This is a genomic window from Streptomyces sp. MB09-02B (assembly GCF_033794485.1).
Classification (GTDB): Bacteria; Actinomycetota; Actinomycetes; order Streptomycetales; family Streptomycetaceae; genus Streptomyces.
In genome coordinates, this window is record NZ_JARGEE010000189.1 from 1 (window position 1) to 17,607 (window position 17,607).

Here is a 17,607-nt window from a genome sequence, read left to right on the forward strand (position 1 = left end):
GAGCTGCTTTTGTTTTACGGTCCTGCTCCCCGTCCCCTCCCCTGGTACCGCCGACGGCCGGTCCTGGCATCCGCAGCCGCCGCCTGCGCCCTACTCGCCCTCACCCTCACCCTCACCATCGGCAGCATGTCCGCCCTGTCGGACGGCCGCTCCTCGGAGGCGGACACCCCCGGTACCGGTACTGGTACCGGCACCGGTCCCGCGAGCACGCGGCCGACCACCCCAGGCGCCCCCGGCCGCCCGGCGAACCCGTCGGCCACGAAACCGGCCGCCTCCCCGCCCCTCACCTGGAGCATCGACTCCCTCGTCTGGGACAAGGGGTGCGACCACGACTACGTCATCGACAAGCCCCCCGCCCAGGTACCTCCGCCGCCGTTCGAGCAGGATGCCGACGTTTGGGCCGCGACGCAGAACGCGGTGCACGGGCGGCAGACGAAGGTGCGGATCTCGGTGCAGGGGAAGTCGTCGGCGGCGGTGGTCCTGGACGCGCTCCACGTCCGCGTCGTCGGCCGTGACACCGCGGGCGGCGGGACCGCGTACTTCATGGGCCAGGGCTGCGGCAGCGAGCTCACGCCCCGCCACTTCGCCGTGAACCTCGACGCGGACCGCCCCATCGCCCACCCGAAGGACGGCGAGGACGGCGCCGACGGCGGACGCGTCATCCCGGCCGTGCGCTTCCCGTACCGTGTCTCCGCCGAGGACCCCGAGGTGCTGCTGGTCGACGCGACGACACAGACCTACGATGCCCGCTGGTACCTCGAACTCGACTGGTCCTCCCAGGGCCGCACCGGCACGATCCGCATCGACGACCACGGCCGCCCGTTCCACACCACCGGCATCAAGGGAATGCCGCACTACTGGTACGGCACGGACGACTCGGGAGGGCGGGCCTGGGTCCCCCTCGAGAGCTACTGAGCACCACCAGGGAGGCGTCTGCGTATGACCACCGCTGTGGGCAACCAGGTTCCGCGACGACAGACCACCATCGCGGTGACCGGGCACCTGGATCTGACCGAGGCGACCGTCCCGCTGGTGCGTGCGGCGTTGGACGGGCTGCTCAAGCCGTACGGCGGGGACGGCGACCCCCTCGTCGGGGTCTCCTGCATCGCCAAGGGGGCCGACACGGTCTTCGCCGAGGCCGTGCTCGCCGCCGGGGGACGGCTGGTCGTCGTCGTGCCCTCGCGGGACTACCGGCGCAGCACCGTCGAGCCCGAGCACGGGGGCTCGTACGACCGGCTCCTGGCGGCCGCCGCGGAGGTCGTCGTGCTTCCCTACGAGACGGCCGAACGGGAGGCGTACGAGGCTGCCAACTCCGTGCTCGTCCAGCGGGCCGACCGGCTCGTGGCCGTGTGGGACGGTGCGCCGCCCACCGGCAAGGGCGGCGGCACCGCCGACGCCGTGCTCGCGGCGCGGGCGGCCGGGATCCCCGTGGACGTCGTCTGGCCGGAGGGAGCCGCCCGCGGCGGCTGAACCTCGGGGTGTGGTCGGGGTGTACTTCGGGGTGTACTTCGGAGTGCACCCCGAAGTGAACCTGGGGCTCAGACGGTCGTGAGGATCACCAGGCGTCGGGTCGCCCGGGTCATCGCCACGTAGTGGTCCACCGCTCCCTCGATGCCCTCGCCGAAGTCCTCCGGGTCGACCAGGACCACGAAGTCGAACTCGAGGCCCTTCGACAGTTCGGGGGTCAACACGCGGACCCGTGGGGTCGCCCGGGAGCGCAGGGTCGTGTGGACGTGCGTCGCGGAGTCCGGTGCGGTGATCACGCACGCCGTCCCGTCGGGGTCGGCGGACAGCCAGGTGTCGAGGGTCGAGTTCAGGGTCGTCGTCAGGTCCGAGGTCGGGGTGTGGTCGACCGGGATGCCGTTGCTGCGGATGGACGTCGGGACGTTCGCGTCGGGGAGCGCGGCCCGGATGACCGGTGCCGCCTCCGTCATGATCTCTTCCGGGGTGCGGTAGTTGACGGTGAGGGAGGACTGCGTGATGCGGTCCAGGCCCACCCGCTTCAGGCGGTCCTGCCAGGACTCCGTGAAGCCGTGCCGGGCCTGGGCGCGGTCGCCGACGATCGTGAAGCTGCGGGACGGGCAGCGCTGCAGCAGCATCTGCCATTCCGCGTCCGTCAGTTCCTGCGCCTCGTCCACGACGATGTGGGCGAAGGGGCCGGCCAGCAAGTCCGGGTCGGCGGTGTGGAGTTCGGCGTTGTCGACCAGGCTCACCTGGGCGTCCTCGCCGCGCAACATCGTCACCAGGCCCTCGCCGTCGTCGCCGTCGGCGCCGGAGTTGGAGACCGCCTCGATCAGGTTGTCCACGACCTGGGTCATGCGCTCCCGCTGCGCGGCGAGGGTGGCCGCGTGGCGGCGTTTGCGGCGGGCCGTCTCCGGGTCGCCGAGACGCGCGCGGGCGGCGTCGAGGAGGGGGAGGTCGGAGGTCGTCCACGCCTGGGGGTCGTCGCGCTGGAGGAGCCGGACCTCGTCACGGGTCAACCAGGGGGCGCACAGCCGCAGATACGCCGGCACCGACCACAGGTCTCCCACCAGGTCCGCCGCCTCCAGCAGCGGCCAGGCCCGGTTGAACGTCGTGACCAGGTCCCTGTTCTGGAGCAGGGACCTGCGGAGGAGGGCGGGGGACACGGCCGTCTCGGCCTCGGGGTCCCCGTCGGGGTCGGCCGCGGCCTCGTGCTTGTCCGTCAGGATCGTCAGCAGCTCCTCCCAGACCTGGTGGCGGGCCTCGTTGTGCGGGGTGCCCGGTTCGGCCGCGTCGAAGGCCGCCGTCCAGTCGGCGGGGCTCAGCCGGATGTCGGACCAGGGGGTCGTGACCGTCATGCCCTCGGTGGGCGGTTCCTCGTAGAAGCGGACGGCCTTCTCGATGCCGCCGACCAGCGCCGCGGACGACTTCAGACGGGCCACCTCCGGGTCGGGCTCGACGCCGGCCGTCGCCCCTTCCTCGACCAGGTCCCGCAGGATGCACGTCTGTACACCCTCCTCGCCGAGGCTGGGCAGGACGTCGGCGACGTAGGAGAGGTACGGGCGGTGGGGGCCGACGAAGAGGACACCGCCCCGGCGGTGGCCCAGCCGGGGGTCGGAGTGGAGGAGGTAGGCGGAACGGTGCAGGGCGACGACCGTCTTGCCGGTGCCGGGCCCGCCGTCGACGACCAGCGCGCCCCGGGAGCCGGCGCGGATGATGGCGTCCTGGTCGGCCTGGATGGTCCCGAGGACGTCCCGCATGCGCTCCGACCTGTTGGTGCCCAGGCTGGCGATGAACGCGGACTGGTCGTCGAGGGCGGCGGTGTGGTGGTGGTCGGTGAGACTGTCGAGTTCGGCCGAGGAGAAGATCTCGTCCCAGTAGTCGCTGATACGGCCGTCGGTCCAGCGGTAGCGGCGGCGGCTGGTCAGGCCCATCGGGTTGGCGTGGGTCGCGCCGAAGAAGGGTTCGGCGGCGGGGGAGCGCCAGTCGACCAGCAGACGGCGGCCCGTGGCGCTGTCGGTGAGGCCCAGGCGGCCGACGTAGACGGGGGTCTCGGGGTCGTCCTCGGTCACCATGCGGCCGAGGCACAGGTCCAGGCCGAAGCGGCGCAGGGTGCGCAGCCGGGCGCTCAGTCGGTGGATCTCCGTGTCGCGGTCCATGGCGTGGCGGCCGAGGCCGCCGGGGGCCCGCCGTTCGGCGTCGAGCTGGGCGGAGAGCGTCGGGCGTGGGGAATGCAGGCGGGCGTGGGGAATGACGACGGGCGTATGGGGCCGGGGCTGGCGTGCGGCGCGGCTCCCTCGGGGCGGCCGTACCGTTTCTCGTCCGCGTGAGCCAAGCTGAGCCGGGCCGCGCCCAGGCTTACTGCCCTCCGTACGTGTCCAGCAGCCGCCTCGCCGCCCGCACCGCCCCGTCCGGCAGGACCATCCCGGCCACCTCGGCCGCCCGCGCCGCCGTCTCCGGCGCCAGGGCCACCTTCAGTGCCGCCGACAGGGACTCGGACGTCGGGGTCGGGCCTTCGTGGGCCACGCCGATGCCCAGCTCGGCCACCCGGCCCGCGAAGTACGGCTGGTCCGCGCCCTGGGGCACCACCACCTGGGGCGCGCCCGCCCAGGTCGCCGTCGTCGTCGTACCCGCGCCGCCGTGGTGGACGACGGCGGCGACGCGGCGGAACAGCGCGTGGTGGTTCGCCTCGCCGACGACGAAGCAGTCGTCGCGGTCGTCGAGGTGGGCCAGTTCAGCCCAGCCCCGGGAGAGGATCACGCGGCGGCCGTGGGCGCGGATCGCCTCGACGGAGGCCCGGGCGACGTCCTCGGAGCCGCCGATGGCGATGCTGCCGAAGCCGACGTACACCGGCGGCGCACCCGCGTCCAGGAACGCCGTCAGCCCGTCCGGGAGCGGGCGCTCGTCCGGCACGATCCAGGTACCGGTCTGCACGACGCCGAGGCCGGGGGACGACGGACCCCGCCGCGCCCCCTCCCCAGTCGTCCCCCACGGCGATGACTCCGACCCGCACGGCGACGACTCCCACGGCGACGGCTCCCACGGCGATGACTCTGACCCGCACGGCGACGACCTCCAAGGATCCAGTACCGGATCCGTCGCCAGCCACGGCCGGTCGGTGAAGACGTGGTCGCGGACGTCGGCCACCGGCGGCAGGCCGACCGACGCGCGGTGGGTGTTGATCACCTCGCCGAACAGGTCGTTCGCGCTCCGGGCGTCGAAGTCCCAGAGGGCGCGGTTGTCGGTCGTGTCCGTCGGCAGCGGCCGCCCCGGCCGGGCCATCGGCGGATGGTGGGGCGACGGCAAGGAGACGGACTGGAAGCTCGCGTAGACGTACGGGACGCCCAGCTTGTCGGCCACCGACCGCACACAGGCCGCGGCCGGGAGCAGCCCCGTCGCCACCAGTACGTCGCAGCCCTCGGCCGCCTCGGCGACCGTGCCGAACTCCGCGAGCAGCTCGGCCGCACGCCGGGGCACGCCGCCCGCCGTCGGCGGCACCGCCGCGGTCATCAGCGCGCGTACGGGACGGCCGAACGGCACCAGCGGTACGCCGACACTCGCCAGCCGCCGCGCGAACTCCTCGTCCGGCGGCGCGCACACCCGCACCTCCGCGCCGAGTTCGCGCAGCCGGACCGAGAGTCCCACCAGCGGCTCGACACCTCCGCGCGAGTCGTAGTTCGCCAACAGCACACGCATCGAAGCGCCCCCGGTGTTCGTCGTGTTCGTCGTGTCCGACGAATCAGGCTCAGGCCGGAGATTCTGCGGCACCACGGGGGCCTTGCCGCAAGCCCCCTGGTGCGCTATACGTTGAGAGTGGCAAGGAGCACATGACCTCCTTGCCTTTGTCGTGTCCGGACCTCCTGGGCCCTCGCAGCGCGTCCCGTGTCCGGCCCTCTTCCGCCTCGTGTCGGAACCGGCCGTACGGCCGCCGGCGCGCACCGGCGCTCTCCCCGCAAAACTCCCCGGAAAAAGTCCCCGGAAAAAATCCTCCGGCGATGTCGAGAACCCGCGCCCCGCTCCGTCCCCGGTATGAACGCGACCACAATGGGTCGCACGAGGACCGAGGAGTACGACCATGGCCAAGTACCTGCTGCTGAAGCACTACCGAGGCGCCCCGGCCCCGGTCAACAACGTGCCGATGGACCAGTGGAGCCCCGAGGAGATCTCGGCGCACGTGCAGTACATGAACGACTTCGCCGCCCGGCTGGAGAAGAGCGGCGAGTTCGTCGACGGCCAGGCGCTCGCGCCCGAGGGGGCGTGGGTCCGCTACGACGGAGAGGGGCGCCCGCCGGTCACCGACGGCCCGTTCGCCGAGACCAAGGACCTGATCGCCGGCTGGATGATCATCGACGTCGACAGCTACGACCGTGCCGTCGAGCTGGCCGGAGAGCTGTCGGCCGCCCCCGGGGCGGGGGGCAAGCCGATCCACGAGTGGCTGGAGGTCCGTCCGTTCTACGGCGTACAGCCCACCATCACGGAGTGATGTCCCAGGTGTCCACCAAGCGCACCACCAAGCACTCCACCATGGACGAAGTCCTGCTCAGGAGCCTCACACCGAGCGTGCTCACCGTCCTCGTCCGCCGCGGAGCCGACTTCGCGGCGGCCGAGGACGCCGTGCAGGACGCGCTGGTCGAGGCGTTCCGCGTCTGGCCCGCCGGCCCGCCGCGCGACCCCAAGGGCTGGCTCGTCACCGTGGCCTGGCGCAAGTTCCTCGACGCGGCCCGCGCCGACGGCGCCCGCCGTCGGCGTGAGGACCGCGTCGAGGAGGAGCCCGCGCCCGGGCCCGCGCCCGCCGTGGACGACACGCTCCAGCTCTACTTCCTGTGCGCCCACCCCTCACTGACTCCGGCCTCGGCGGTCGCGCTCACCCTGCGCGCCGTCGGCGGTCTCACCACCCGGCAGATCGCCGAGGCGTACCTCGTGCCCGAGGCGACCATGGCGCAGCGCATCAGCCGGGCCAAGCGGACGGTCTCCGGCGTGCGCCTCGACCAGCCGGCCGACGTCGCCACCGTGCTGCGCGTGCTCTACCTCGTCTTCAACGAGGGCTACTCCGGCGACGTCGACCTCGCGGCCGAGGCCATCCGGCTCACCCGGCAGCTCACGGCCGCGATCGACCACCCCGAGGTGGCCGGGCTGCTCGCGCTCATGCTGCTGCACCACGCCCGTCGCGCCGCCCGGACCGCGCCCGACGGCAGCCTGGTGCCGCTCGCCGAGCAGGACCGCGGCCGGTGGGACACACGACTCATCGCCGAGGGCATCGAGATTCTTCAGGCGGCCCTCGCCCGTGACCGGCTGGGCGAGTTCCAGGCCCAGGCCGCCGTCGCCGCCCTCCACGCCGACGCGCCCACCGCCGCCGAGACCGACTGGGTGCAGATCGTCGAGTGGTACGACGAGCTGACGGCTCTGACCGACAACCCGATCGTCCGGCTCAACCGCGCGGTCGCCGTGGGCGAGGCCGACGGGCCCCGCGCCGGGCTGGCCGCGCTCGCCGAACTGGACGACTCCCTGCCCCGTCACACCGCCGTCGCGGCCCACCTCCACGAGCGCGACGGCGACCTGACCACGGCGGCCCGGCTCTACGCCGAGGCCGCCGACAAGGCCCCCAACCTCGCCGAACGCGCCCACCTCACCCGCCAGGCCGCCCGTCTCAACACCCGTCGATAAAGCGTCCCGCAACACCCATCGCGCCACATCCGGAAGCACATACCCCCATGCACAGCGCGGTGTTCACATGCTCGGACAGACTTCACCACCTAAGGCGATTCTTTCCCAACAGCGCCAACCCATCGCCCGCCTCAGTTCATCCATGTGAACAAAAGTTTGCGCGTTCTATTGACGTGCTCAGTTCACCCCCGGACACTCCCTCCCAGGGAAAGCGCTTTCTTCATGCACTTCGGACCACATTCTGGATCTCATCCCTGGAGACCGAACGATGCAATCGACGCACGTGAGACCCGTCATGGCGACGGCGAGCGCAGGCCTGGTGGCAGGGCTGCTGGTCGCGCTGTCCGGTACGGCGGCGCAGGCCGCGACTACCCGGTACGAGGCCGAGGCGGCACCGGCCGTCTGCACCGGGACGATCGACTCCGACTGGACCGGGTACTCGGGCAGCGGATTCTGCAACGGCACCAACGCCGCCGGCGCCCACGCGCAGTTCACCGTGACCGCACCCGCATCGGGCACGGCGACCCTGTCCGTCCGGTTCGCCAACGGCACCACGGCCGCGCGGGCCGCGAGCGTCACCGTCAACGGTACGACCGCCACGACCACGTCCTTCGAGAGCACCGGCACCTGGACGGCGTGGACCACCAAGACGCTGACCGTGCCGGTGACTTCGGGCAGCAACGTCATCCGCATCAACCCCACCGCCGCAGGCGGCCTGCCCAACATCGACTACCTCGACGCGAACGTGCCCGACGGCGGCACCACCCCGCCGCCGTCGAGTTCCGCGCTCTACGTCTCCCCGACCGGGACCGACAGCGCCGCCGGCACCGTGTCCGCCCCCACCACCCTCACCTCGGCCATCAGCCGGATCACGGCCGGCGGGACGATCTACCTGCGCGGCGGCACGTACGCCCATGCCTCGACCGTCACCATCCCGGTCGGCAGTTCCGGGACCTCCGCCGCCCGTACCACCCTGACCGCGTACCCGGGCGAGAGGCCGGTCCTCAACTTCTCGGCACAGAGCGAGAGTTCGTCGAACCGGGGCCTCCAGCTCAACGCCTCGTACTGGCACGTCAAGGGCCTCGTCGTCGAGCGGGCCGGGGACAACGGCATCTACGTCGGCGGCAGCAACAACGTCATCGAGCGCACGGTGACCCGCTTCAACCGCGACACCGGGCTCCAGCTCGGCCGGATCGCCTCCACCTCGCCCAGCAGCGAGTGGCCCGCCAACAACCTCATCGTGAGCGCCGAGTCGCACGACAACGCCGACTCCGACGGCGAGGACGCGGACGGGTTCGCGGCGAAGCTGACGACCGGGCCCGGTAACGTCTTCCGGTACGCCGTCGCCCACAACAACATCGACGACGGCTGGGACCTCTACACCAAGCCGGACACCGGCCCCATCGGTCCGGTGACCATCGAGGACTCCCTCGCCTACGAGAACGGCACGCTCAGCGACGGCTCACAGGCCGGCAACGGCGACCGCAACGGCTACAAGCTCGGCGGCGACGACATCGCGGTGAACCACATCGTCCGGCGCAGCATCGCCTACGACAACGGCAAGCACGGTTTCACGTGGAACAGCAACCCGGGCACCATGGCGATCTCGGGCAACGTGAGCATCGACAACACCGAGCGGAACTTCACCTTCGACGGCGGTACGTCGGTGTTCCGCGACAACACCTCCTGCCGTAGCGGGAGCGGGACGAACGACCGGATCATCGGCAGCTCCGACAGCTCCAACCAGTTCTGGTCCGGGACGAACGGGTCCCGGTGCTCCTCGTACTCCGGTGGCCTGGCCTGGTCCTTCGGCAGCGACGGCAAGTTGAACGTCACCTTCGGCTGACGGATAGCGCATGCCGTGCCGGCCCTCTCGACGAGGGCCGGCACGGCATGCGCGTCAGCGGAGGACCGTGGGCGATCAGGCCCCGGACGAGCCCTGCGGCTCGCTGATGTTGACCATCCACGGGACGCCGAAGCGGTCCGTGCACATGCCGAAGACGTCGCCCCACATCTGCTTGTCGAGCGGGACGGAGACGGTGCCGCCGGCGGACAGCTTCTCCCAGTAGCCGCGCAGTTCGGTGTCGTCCTCGCCACTGAGGCTGACGGAGAAAGCGCCGCCGGGCTGGTACTCCATGCCGGGCGGGGTGTCGGCGCCCATGAGGGTGAAGCCGTTCGGCGCCTCCAGCATGCCGTGCATGATCTTGTCCGACTCCGGGGCGTCGGGCCGGCCGAAGTTGCCGAAGGTGTGCAGCGTCAGCTCGCCGCCGAAGACCTCCTTGTAGAACTCCATCGCCTGCCGGGCGTCGCCGTCGAAACTGAGGTAGGGGTTGAGCCGCGAGACCACGAGAACCTCCCTGAAACGCACAAAAGGGAATACGGTCGGTTGTCCGGAGACTAGCCCCCGGCACTGACAACGGCATGCCGGGAGCGGTGGCGAGCGAGAGGGCCTCGGGGGCGACCGGAGGGGTGCGGCCGGTGGTGCGGCTCAACGGCGCGTTCAGCGGCGCGCTCAGATCTTCGTCGGCTCCAGGTCCGTGTTGGCTATCTGGGAGGCCAGCTTCGGGCGGACGGTGAGCAGGTCGGCGGCGATCGGGTCGTGGAAGTACTTCCGGTAGAGCTTGACGTAGGTGCCGTCGTCGATCATGGCGTCGATCTGGGCGTCGAGGTCCTTGACCAGCTTCGGGTCGCCGTTCTTGCGGAGCGGGAAGGCGCTGCCCTGGAGGCTGTCCAGTTCCACGGCGACCCGTACGGGGTGCTGCTCGGCGTACTCGTCCGCGTCGGCGCCGCCGAGGACGACCGCGTCGATGCCGCCGGAGAGAAGCTGGGTGATCAGGGCGGTCTGGTCCTTGAACTTCACCAGTTCCGCCTTCCCCATCTCCCGGTTGACGAAGGTCTCCTGGACCGAGCCGCTGACCGCGCCGACCCGTCGGCCCGCGAAGTCCTGGAGCGCGGTGAACTTGCCCGCCTTCCCCGTCTTGAGGGTGACCACATCGGTGAAGCCCCAGTAGTAGGGCTCCGTGAAGGCGACCTGCTTCTTGCGTTCGGCCGTGGCGCCCACACCGGCCACACCGATGTCGTACTGGCCGGCGGACAGGCCCGCGAGGATGCCCTGGAGGTTGGTGGTCTTGTACTCGACCTTCACCCCGAGGCGTTCGGCGGCCTCGTTCATCAGGTCCACGGCGAACCCGCTGGGGTTGCCGGAGGCGTCCGTGACGGCGAAGGGGGGCTGTTCGGCCTGGGTGGCGGCGGTGATCACACCGCTGCGGACCGTGGCGTACGAGCCGTTCGCGGAGCCGGCCGCCTCGCTGTCCCCGCCGCAGCCGGTGAGCGGGAGCAGCAGGGCGAGGGCGAGGGCGGAGGTGGCGGCACCGGTCAGCGGTCGTCTGGTCGACACGTTCGTGGCGTTCATGACTGTTCTTCCTTCTGAGGGTGAGGCAGGGGGTGGTGTCACAGGACCTGGGAGAGGAACTGCCGCAGCCGCGGGTGCCGGGCGTCCTCGAACAGGCGGTCGGGGGTGTCGATCTCGGCGAGGCGGCCGTCGTCCATGAACGCGACGCGGTCGGCGGCCTCGCGGGCGAAGCCCATCTCGTGGGTGACGACGGCCATGGTCATGCCGCCGGACGCGAGGTCCCGCATGACGGCGAGGACGTCCTTGACCAGTTCGGGGTCGAGGGCGGAGGTGGCCTCGTCGAAGAGCATCACCTCCGGTTCCATGGCGAGCGCGCGGGCGATGGCGACGCGCTGCTGCTGGCCGCCGGAGAGCCGTCCGGGCCGCTGTCCGGCGAAGGAGGCGAGGCCGACCTCGGTAAGGCGGCGGTGGGCGATCTCCCGGGCCTTCTCGCGGCCCATGCCCTTGACCGAGGTGAGGGCGACGGTGACGTTGCGCTCGACGCTCATGTGCGGGAACAGGTTGAAGTGCTGGAACACCATGCCGATCCGGGCGCGGGCCCCGTCCACGTCGGCGCGCGGGGAGGTCAGACAGGTCTCACCGAGCCAGATCTCGCCCGAGTCGGGGGTCTCCAGCAGGTTGAGGCACTTCAGGAGCGTGGACTTGCCGGAGCCGGACGGGCCGATGAGGCAGAGGGTCTCGCCCCGGCGGACGTCGAGGGTGATGTCCCGCAGCACGGTCGTCCTGCCGTAGCTCTTGACCAGGCCGACGACCTGGAGGGCGGCGGGCGGGGCGGGGGTGACGGTCACACCGACCGGGCCGGGCGGGTTGGTCGTGGTCATCGGGACTCTCCTCCACTGGCCCCGCCGGCTCGGACGGCGGGCTTCGGTACGTCCGGCTCGGTGGGCGTGGGCTCCGGTGGCGCCGAGTCGGGGCGCGGGCCCTCGCGCAGGCGGCGGTCCAGGTGGTTGACGAAGTAGGTGAGCGGGATCGTGAGCGCGAGATAGCTGATGCCGGCCGCGATGAGGGGGAGGAGTTGTACGTACGGGCCACCTCCTCCTGCGCGATGAAGTACAGCTCGCGCTGCCCGGCCGCGAGGCCGAGGAGGTAGACCAGCGAACTCTCCTTGATGTCCTTCACGAACTGGCCCGCCATGGCCGGCAGCACACGGCGGACGCCCTGCGGTACGACGACCAGCCGCATCGCCGTCAGATAGCTCATGCCGAGGCTGCGGGCCGCCTGCAGCTGGCCGGTGTCGACGCTCTGGATGCCGGAGCGGAAGATCTCCGCCGTGTACGCGCCGGAGATGATGCCGATCGCCAGGATCGCGTAGCCGAACGGGTCGGTGCCGAAGGGGCGGATGCCGGCGGCGGGCAGACCCACGCCGACCAGCATCACCGTGATGATCACCGGCAGGCCCCGGAACACGTCCACGTAGAGGCGGGCGGGGAGCCGTACCCACCAGCGCTTCGACAGCAGCAGCATCGCCGCGAGCAGCGCGATCACGATGCCCAGGACGATCGCGCCCGCCGCGATGACCAGGGTGTTCAGCAGGCCCTCGGTGAGGAGACGGGGGAAGGTGCGGGCGATGAGGTCCCAGTTGAAGAAGGTGTCGGCGAGGGCGTTCGAGGCGGTCGTGGACGAGGCGGGTGCGGTCGGCGCGGTCATCGTGACTCCTGACCGGGGGAGGCGTGGTGGGCGGAGGTGGTGAACTCCTCGCGGGCCGCCGCCAGGAGGGCCGGGTCGGTGAGGAGTTCCAGGGCCAGGGCGGCCAGGGCGGCCGCGATGGTCTCCGTCGCGTCGTGGGCGCGCGTGCCCCGGGCGGCCTCCCGCATCTGTGCGGAGTGGCCCGGGGTGTCCCGGTCGCAGATCTGGACGTACGGGTGGATCGTCGGGACGACGACGGACACGTTGCCGATGTCGGAGGAGCCGGCCGGGTTCGCCGGCGACGGGGGCTCCAGGAGCAGGCCCAGGGCGGCGGCGTGCTCGGCGAGCCGGTCGGCCAGGACCATGTTGTTCTCGCGCTCGGCGTAGCGGGGCGCGGTCTCCGTGTGCTCCACGGTGGTGCCGGTGGCGAGTGCCGCGCCCTCCGCCGCCGCGAGCACCCGGGGCAACAGGGCGTCCAGGGCGGCGGAGGTGGCCTCCCGGACGTAGATGTCGACCTCGGTGCGGTCGGGCACGACGTTCGGGGCGGCGCCGCCGTCCGCGATGATGCCGTGCACCCGGGCCGTGGGCGGCATGAACTGGCGCAGCGAGTCGACCGCCGTGAGGAACAACTGCGCGGCGGCAGCGGCGGAACGGCCGTCCCAGGGGGACTTGGCGGCGTGGGCCGCGACACCGTGGAAGGTCAGCCGCAGGTGGCTTGCGGCGAGGGCGTGCCGGGCGCGCAGACCGCGGTCGGCGGGGTGGAACATCAGCGCCGCGTCCACGTCCCGGAAGACGCCGCGCTCCAGCATCAGGATCTTGCCGCCGCCGCCCTCCTCGCCCGGGGTGCCGATCACCTTCAGCGTGCCGGGGTGATCGGGGCGTACGGCCGCCACGGCGAGGGCTGCGGTGAGACCGCCGGCCGCTATGAGGTTGTGGCCGCAGCCGTGGCCGATGCCGGGGAGGGCGTCGTATTCGAGGAGGAGGGCGATGGTGGGGGCGTCGGGTGCGGTGCCCGTTGCGGCGTCTCCGCTCGCGGCTCCCCGGTGGGTGGCGCTGAACGCCGTGGGGAGGCCCGCCACGCCCTTGTCGACCTCGAAACCGGCGCCGGCGAGACGGCCGGCCAGTTGCTCGACGGCGTAGTGCTCCTCGAAGCGGGTCTCCGGGGTGCCGTGCAGGTCGAGGCTGAGCTGTTCGAGCGCGGGGCGGCGTTCGTGTACGGCGTCGCGGAGCTCCGCGAGGACAGGAGGGTGCATGGCGACTCCGGGAGGTTCTGGGAGGGGCGGGAGCGGAGGAGGGCGTGCGCGGGGAGGTGTTTCGATGCCCGAGACGCCGGGGTTGCCGGAACCGTAGGCCTGCCGGAGGGGGCTCCCTACGATGGTTGTCGCGGTCGCGGTAACCATCGGCGGGCGGACGGAGAGCCGGACGGTTGGATGGAGGTACCGGACCGCACCGCACTCCACCGGAGGTGCCGTTGAGCGTCGTCCTCTCCCTCGCCGGGGCACCCCCGTCCCGCGTCGCGGTCGGTGCCTCGCCCCTCGCCGAACTGACCGCCGCACCGGCACGGCGCACGGCCGTCGAACTGCTCGACACGGTGCCGTCGCACCGACCCTGACCGGCCCGCCACGGAAAGCCGCCGGACGCCGAGCCGCCGGCCGGCGGAGCCCTCGCGCCGGGCGCCACGCCGCCGGTCGGCCGGGCCCTCGCGCCGCCCGAGGTGGCCCCCGTACGGCTGGAAGCCTCCCCCCGAGTGGCGGGAGTGTCCGGCCCGGTCGTCGCGTGGGGCGGGCCCCGTTCTACGGTCGGGGGTGGTGACGGTGGACGGAGAGGTGCGGGCGGCGACGTGCGCACGGGACGGCGAGGCGGGACGCGTGTGATCCGGGTGATGGTGGTGGACGACGAGGCCCTGGTGCGGTCCGGCTTCAAGCTGATCCTGAGCGCGGCGGACGACATCGACGTCGTCGCGACGGCGACGGGCGCGGAGGCGGTCGAGACCGTGCGGCGAGCGGCGCCGGACGTGGTGCTGCTCGACATCCGGATGCCGGACGTCGACGGCCTGACCGTGCTGCGGGAGCTGTGCACGCTGCCGCAACCGCCGGTGGTGGCGATGCTGACGACGTTCGACGCCGACGAGTACATCCTCACCGCGCTGCGTTCCGGCGCGGCCGGCTTCCTGCTCAAGGACACCGAGCCCGAGCAACTGGCCCAGCTGGTGCGGACGTTGATGGCCGGCGGTGTGGTGATGTCACCGAAGGCGTCCCGTGCCGTCTGGCAGAGCCACCCCGGGGCCGCAGCGGTCGACGACGTCGAGGCCGCCCGGGTGGGCCGGCTCACCGGGCGGGAACGTGAGGTGCTCGTACTGATCGCGGAGGGGCTGTCGAACGCCGACATCGGCGCCCGTGTCCACCTCAGCGCGGGCACGGTGAAGGACCATGTCAGCGCGATCCTCGCCAAGTTGCGGGTGAGCAGCCGGGTCCGGGCCGCGCTGCTCGCGCAGCGGGCCGGACTGCTGGACGACGGGACGCGGCGCTCGCCGGAGGCGGGCCGATGAGCGCGCCGAGAGCCGGCGCGTGGTGGGCGCGGGTGCCGGAGCCGGTGGTGGACGCCGTGGTCGTCGCGATCGCGGTCGTCGACCTCGTGCTCAACCTGTGGGACGCCTCGCCCCTCGCCACGGCGATCGCGGCCGGGGGCTGTGCCGCCCTCGCGCTGCGCCGGCGGTTCCCGCTCGCGGTCTTCGCGTGCACGCTGCCGGCCGCGCTGCTGCTGGAGGTCGTGTTCGCCCCGTTCGCGGCCCTGTTCACCCTGGCGGAACGGTCACGCGACCGCCGTCTGCTCGGCATGTGCGCCGTGCTGTTCGCGCTCGCCTCCGCCACCCCCTGGCCGCTGAACGACGTCAGCTCGCACGACCGCAACTGGACGGTGGTGTTCTTCTTCTACCAACTCGCCACCGCCGCCGCCCCCGTCCTGCTGGGCCAACTCGTGCAGGCGCGGCGGGACCTGGCGGGCCGTCTGGTCGAGATCGAGGACGCGCGGGAACACGAGCGGCTCCTGCACTCGCAGGCCGTGCTCGCCCGCGAACGCGCCCAGCTGGCCCGTGAGATGCACGACGTCGTCTCCCACCAGGTCAGCCTGATCGCCGTACAGGCCGGCGCGCTGCAGGTCGCCGCCCGGGACCCGCAGGCCAAGGAGGGCGCCCGCACCATCCGTTCCCTCAGCGTCGACACGCTCGACGAACTGCGCCACATGGTGACCCTGCTGCGCGCCTCCGGCGGCCGGGCCACGGAACTCACCCCGCAGCCCACCCTGGCCGACCTGCACCGACTGGTCACCACCAGTGGCATCGAGGCCGACCTGACGGGTGAACTCCCGCCGGACATCGGCACCCCCGCCCAGCGTGCCGTCTACCGCACCGTGCAGGAGGCCCTCACCAACGTCCGCAAGCACGCCCCGGGCGCCACCGCCACCGTACGGCTGTGGTGTGCCGCCGACGGCGCGTCCTTCGGTACGACCGTCACGAACTCCCCCGCCGTCCGCCCCTCCCTGCCGCTCCCCGGCTCCCGCCAGGGCCTGGTCGGACTGCGGGAGCGGGCAGAACTCCTGGGCGGCACGCTGGAGTCGGGTCCGACGGCCGACGGCGGCTACGAGGTGGAGCTGCGGGTCCCCGCCCACTCGGAGTGACGCGCCGGGCCTCGGGCCGCCAGGGACGACCGCGCCAGGGGCGCCCCTTCCCGCCGCCGTCGGTGGCCGTCGGTGGCCGTCAGTGGCCGATGGCTGTCGATGGCCGTCGACGGCCGTCGGTCCGGCTCTAGAGGGCCGCCGGCTCCGGGAAGGCGAGGGCGGCGGAGTCGTTCAGTTCGGCCCAGACCGTCTTGCCCCGGCGGGCGCGGCGGGTGCCCCAGTGCTCGGCCAGCTGGGCGACCAGGAGCAGGCCCCGGCCGCCCTCGTCGAAGACCCGGGCGCGGCGCAGGTGCGGGGTGGTGCCGCCGGAGTCGGAGACCTCGCAGATGAGGGTGCGGTCGTGGATGAGCCGCAGCCGGACGGGGGGCCGGCCGTAGCGGATGGCGTTGGTCACGAGTTCGCTGACCACCAGCTCGGCGGTGAACTCCAGCTCCGACAGGCCCCAGTCGCCCAGCTGCCGGGTCACGTGCGCCCTGGCGCGGGCGACGGCGGCGGGTTCGGCCTCCAGGTCCCAGGTGGCGACCTGGCCCGCGCCGAGGGCGTGGGTCCGGGCCAGGAGCAGGGCGACGTCGTCGGGTGGCCTGGCCGGGAGCAGCGCTTCGAGTACGGCGTCGCAGGTGGCCTCCAGGGAAGGGGCCGGCCGGGCGAGGGCGTCCCGGAGCCGGGTCAGGCCCGCGCCGATGTCGTGGTCCCGCGCCTCGATCAGACCGTCGGTGTAGAGCGCGAGCAGACTGCCCTCCGGCAGCTCGAACTCCGCCGCCTCGAACGGCAGTCCGCCCAGCCCGAGCGGCGGGCCCGGCGGCAGCTCCAGGATGTCGACGGTGCCGTCCCGGCCGACGACGGCGGGCAGCACATGCCCCGCACGAGCGAGGGTGCAGCGGCGCGACACGGGGTCGTACACGGCGTAGAGGCAGGTGGCCCCGATGTCCCCACCTCCCGCGACGCCCTCGTCCGCGTCGGTCACGGCGGGGGCCGGGGCCACGGCGGGTGCGGGGGTTGCCGGGGTTGCGGCAGGCGCGGGCTCGGCGGAAGTCGGCTCGGCGGAAGCGGCGGCAGGCCCGGCCGGGGCTGCGGGCGCAGGGCCGGTGGCGGTGTCCCGGCCGCTTCCGGCCCCGTCGTCCGCGTCGTTCTCCTCCACCTCGGCGGCGAGGCGGAGCACGACGTCGTCCAGGTGGGTGAGGAGTTCGTCGGGCGGCAGGTCGATGTCGGCCAGGGTGCGTACGGCGGTCCTGAGGCGCCCCATGGTGGCGGCGGCGTGGATGCCGTGCCCCACCACGTCGCCGACGACGAGCGCGACCCTGGCCCCGGAGAGGGGGATGACGTCGTACCAGTCGCCGCCCACGCCGCCCTGCGCGTCGGCGGGGAGGTAGCGGAAGGCGACGTCGACGGCGGACTGTCTCGGCGTACGGCGCGGGAGCAGGCTGCGTTGCAGGGTGAGGGCGGTGGCGCGGGCGTGTGTGTACCGGCGGGCGTTGTCGACGGCGATCGCCGCCCTCGCCGCGATCTCCTGCGCGAGCAGCAGATCCTCGTCGTCGAAGGCGTCCGGATCGCGGTCCCGGCAGAACTGCGCGACACCGAGCGTGGCCCCCCGCGCCCGCAGCGGCACCACCAGCGTGGAGTGCACCGTCCCGCGCCGACCGCCACGGCCGCCGTCCACGGCCCGCCCGCCGGCCGCAGCGGTCCCCATCGCTGGGGCCTCACCGTCCGCCGCGCCACAGCCACCCTCGCCGTCGGCCCCGCCCGCCCGGGCCTCCGTCTCGCCCCAGCCC

15 protein-coding genes and 1 pseudogene are annotated in these 17,607 nt (G+C 72.7%); 8 read left to right on the top strand and 8 right to left on the bottom strand.

Features of this window, described 5'->3' with window-relative positions:
* Together P1P70_RS24685 and P1P70_RS24690 are read left to right on the top strand one after the other, a co-directional pair.
* Nucleotides 1-915: pseudogene (locus P1P70_RS24685) on the top strand (transcriptional regulator); the annotation flags it as partial.
* A gap of 24 nt (nucleotides 916-939) precedes the next feature.
* Nucleotides 940-1,470 carry a hypothetical protein gene (locus P1P70_RS24690; RefSeq protein ID WP_319241325.1) on the top strand — a complete coding sequence of 177 codons (531 nt, stop codon included), beginning with the start codon at nucleotides 940-942 and terminating at the stop codon, nucleotides 1,468-1,470.
* A 68-nt stretch (nucleotides 1,471-1,538) separates the two neighbouring features.
* On the opposite strand, the gene helR is transcribed toward P1P70_RS24690, so the two are convergent.
* A complete protein-coding gene (gene helR, locus P1P70_RS24695) occupies nucleotides 1,539-3,713 on the bottom strand; it encodes an RNA polymerase recycling motor ATPase HelR (protein WP_413471540.1) in 2,175 nt (724 codons plus the stop codon).
* A 106-nt stretch (nucleotides 3,714-3,819) separates the two neighbouring features.
* Nucleotides 3,820-5,157 (bottom strand): glycosyltransferase, encoded by a 1,338-nt coding sequence (locus P1P70_RS24700; RefSeq protein ID WP_319241327.1) that lies wholly within the window; start codon nucleotides 5,155-5,157, stop codon nucleotides 3,820-3,822.
* 379 nt (nucleotides 5,158-5,536) lie between these two features.
* Here P1P70_RS24700 and P1P70_RS24705 point away from each other — a divergent pair, with 379 nt between their 5' ends.
* From P1P70_RS24705 to P1P70_RS24715, 3 genes are all read left to right on the top strand, one after another.
* Nucleotides 5,537-5,944: a YciI family protein gene (locus P1P70_RS24705; RefSeq protein ID WP_319241329.1), complete on the top strand. Its 408-nt coding sequence runs from the start codon at nucleotides 5,537-5,539 to the stop codon at nucleotides 5,942-5,944.
* A 41-nt stretch (nucleotides 5,945-5,985) separates the two neighbouring features.
* Nucleotides 5,986-7,125, top strand: coding sequence for an RNA polymerase sigma factor (locus P1P70_RS24710; RefSeq protein WP_319241349.1), 1,140 nt, complete (start codon nucleotides 5,986-5,988; stop codon nucleotides 7,123-7,125).
* 283 nt (nucleotides 7,126-7,408) lie between these two features.
* On the top strand, nucleotides 7,409-8,971 hold the full coding sequence (locus tag P1P70_RS24715; protein ID WP_413471539.1) for a carbohydrate-binding protein: 1,563 nt from the start codon (nucleotides 7,409-7,411) through the stop codon (nucleotides 8,969-8,971).
* Between the two features lie 75 nt (nucleotides 8,972-9,046).
* Here the strand turns inward: P1P70_RS24715 and P1P70_RS24720 are convergent, their stop codons facing one another.
* The 5 genes from P1P70_RS24720 to P1P70_RS24740 form a co-directional block, all read right to left on the bottom strand.
* On the bottom strand, nucleotides 9,047-9,472 hold the full coding sequence (locus P1P70_RS24720; RefSeq protein ID WP_319241332.1) for a VOC family protein: 426 nt from the start codon (nucleotides 9,470-9,472) through the stop codon (nucleotides 9,047-9,049).
* A 165-nt stretch (nucleotides 9,473-9,637) separates the two neighbouring features.
* Nucleotides 9,638-10,537: a transporter substrate-binding domain-containing protein gene (locus P1P70_RS24725; RefSeq protein ID WP_319241334.1), complete on the bottom strand. Its 900-nt coding sequence runs from the start codon at nucleotides 10,535-10,537 to the stop codon at nucleotides 9,638-9,640.
* 38 nt (nucleotides 10,538-10,575) lie between these two features.
* Nucleotides 10,576-11,202, bottom strand: coding sequence for an amino acid ABC transporter ATP-binding protein (locus tag P1P70_RS24730; RefSeq protein WP_319241351.1), 627 nt, complete (start codon nucleotides 11,200-11,202; stop codon nucleotides 10,576-10,578).
* Nucleotides 11,114-12,184: an ABC transporter permease subunit gene (locus tag P1P70_RS24735; RefSeq protein ID WP_319241336.1), complete on the bottom strand. Its 1,071-nt coding sequence runs from the start codon at nucleotides 12,182-12,184 to the stop codon at nucleotides 11,114-11,116. Before P1P70_RS24735 ends, P1P70_RS24730 begins: the two co-directional genes overlap by 89 nt.
* Nucleotides 12,181-13,416 (bottom strand): amidohydrolase, encoded by a 1,236-nt coding sequence (locus P1P70_RS24740; protein WP_319241338.1) that lies wholly within the window; start codon nucleotides 13,414-13,416, stop codon nucleotides 12,181-12,183. The genes P1P70_RS24735 and P1P70_RS24740 overlap by 4 nt, the downstream gene beginning before the upstream one ends.
* A gap of 218 nt (nucleotides 13,417-13,634) precedes the next feature.
* On the opposite strand from P1P70_RS24740, the gene P1P70_RS24745 reads away from it, so the two are divergent.
* The 3 genes from P1P70_RS24745 (at nucleotide 13,635) to P1P70_RS24755 (ending at nucleotide 15,838) form a co-directional block, all read left to right on the top strand.
* Entirely contained in the window at nucleotides 13,635-13,775 is a 141-nt protein-coding gene (locus tag P1P70_RS24745) for a hypothetical protein (protein ID WP_319241340.1), read from the top strand.
* Between the two features lie 270 nt (nucleotides 13,776-14,045).
* Entirely contained in the window at nucleotides 14,046-14,711 is a 666-nt protein-coding gene (locus P1P70_RS24750; protein ID WP_319241353.1) for a response regulator transcription factor, read from the top strand.
* Nucleotides 14,708-15,838, top strand: coding sequence for a sensor histidine kinase (locus tag P1P70_RS24755; protein ID WP_319241342.1), 1,131 nt, complete (start codon nucleotides 14,708-14,710; stop codon nucleotides 15,836-15,838). Before P1P70_RS24750 ends, P1P70_RS24755 begins: the two co-directional genes overlap by 4 nt.
* A gap of 127 nt (nucleotides 15,839-15,965) precedes the next feature.
* Here P1P70_RS24755 and P1P70_RS24760 read toward each other — a convergent pair.
* The coding region (locus P1P70_RS24760) for a SpoIIE family protein phosphatase (RefSeq protein WP_319241345.1) at nucleotides 15,966-17,607 on the bottom strand (1,642 nt) is incomplete at its 5' end.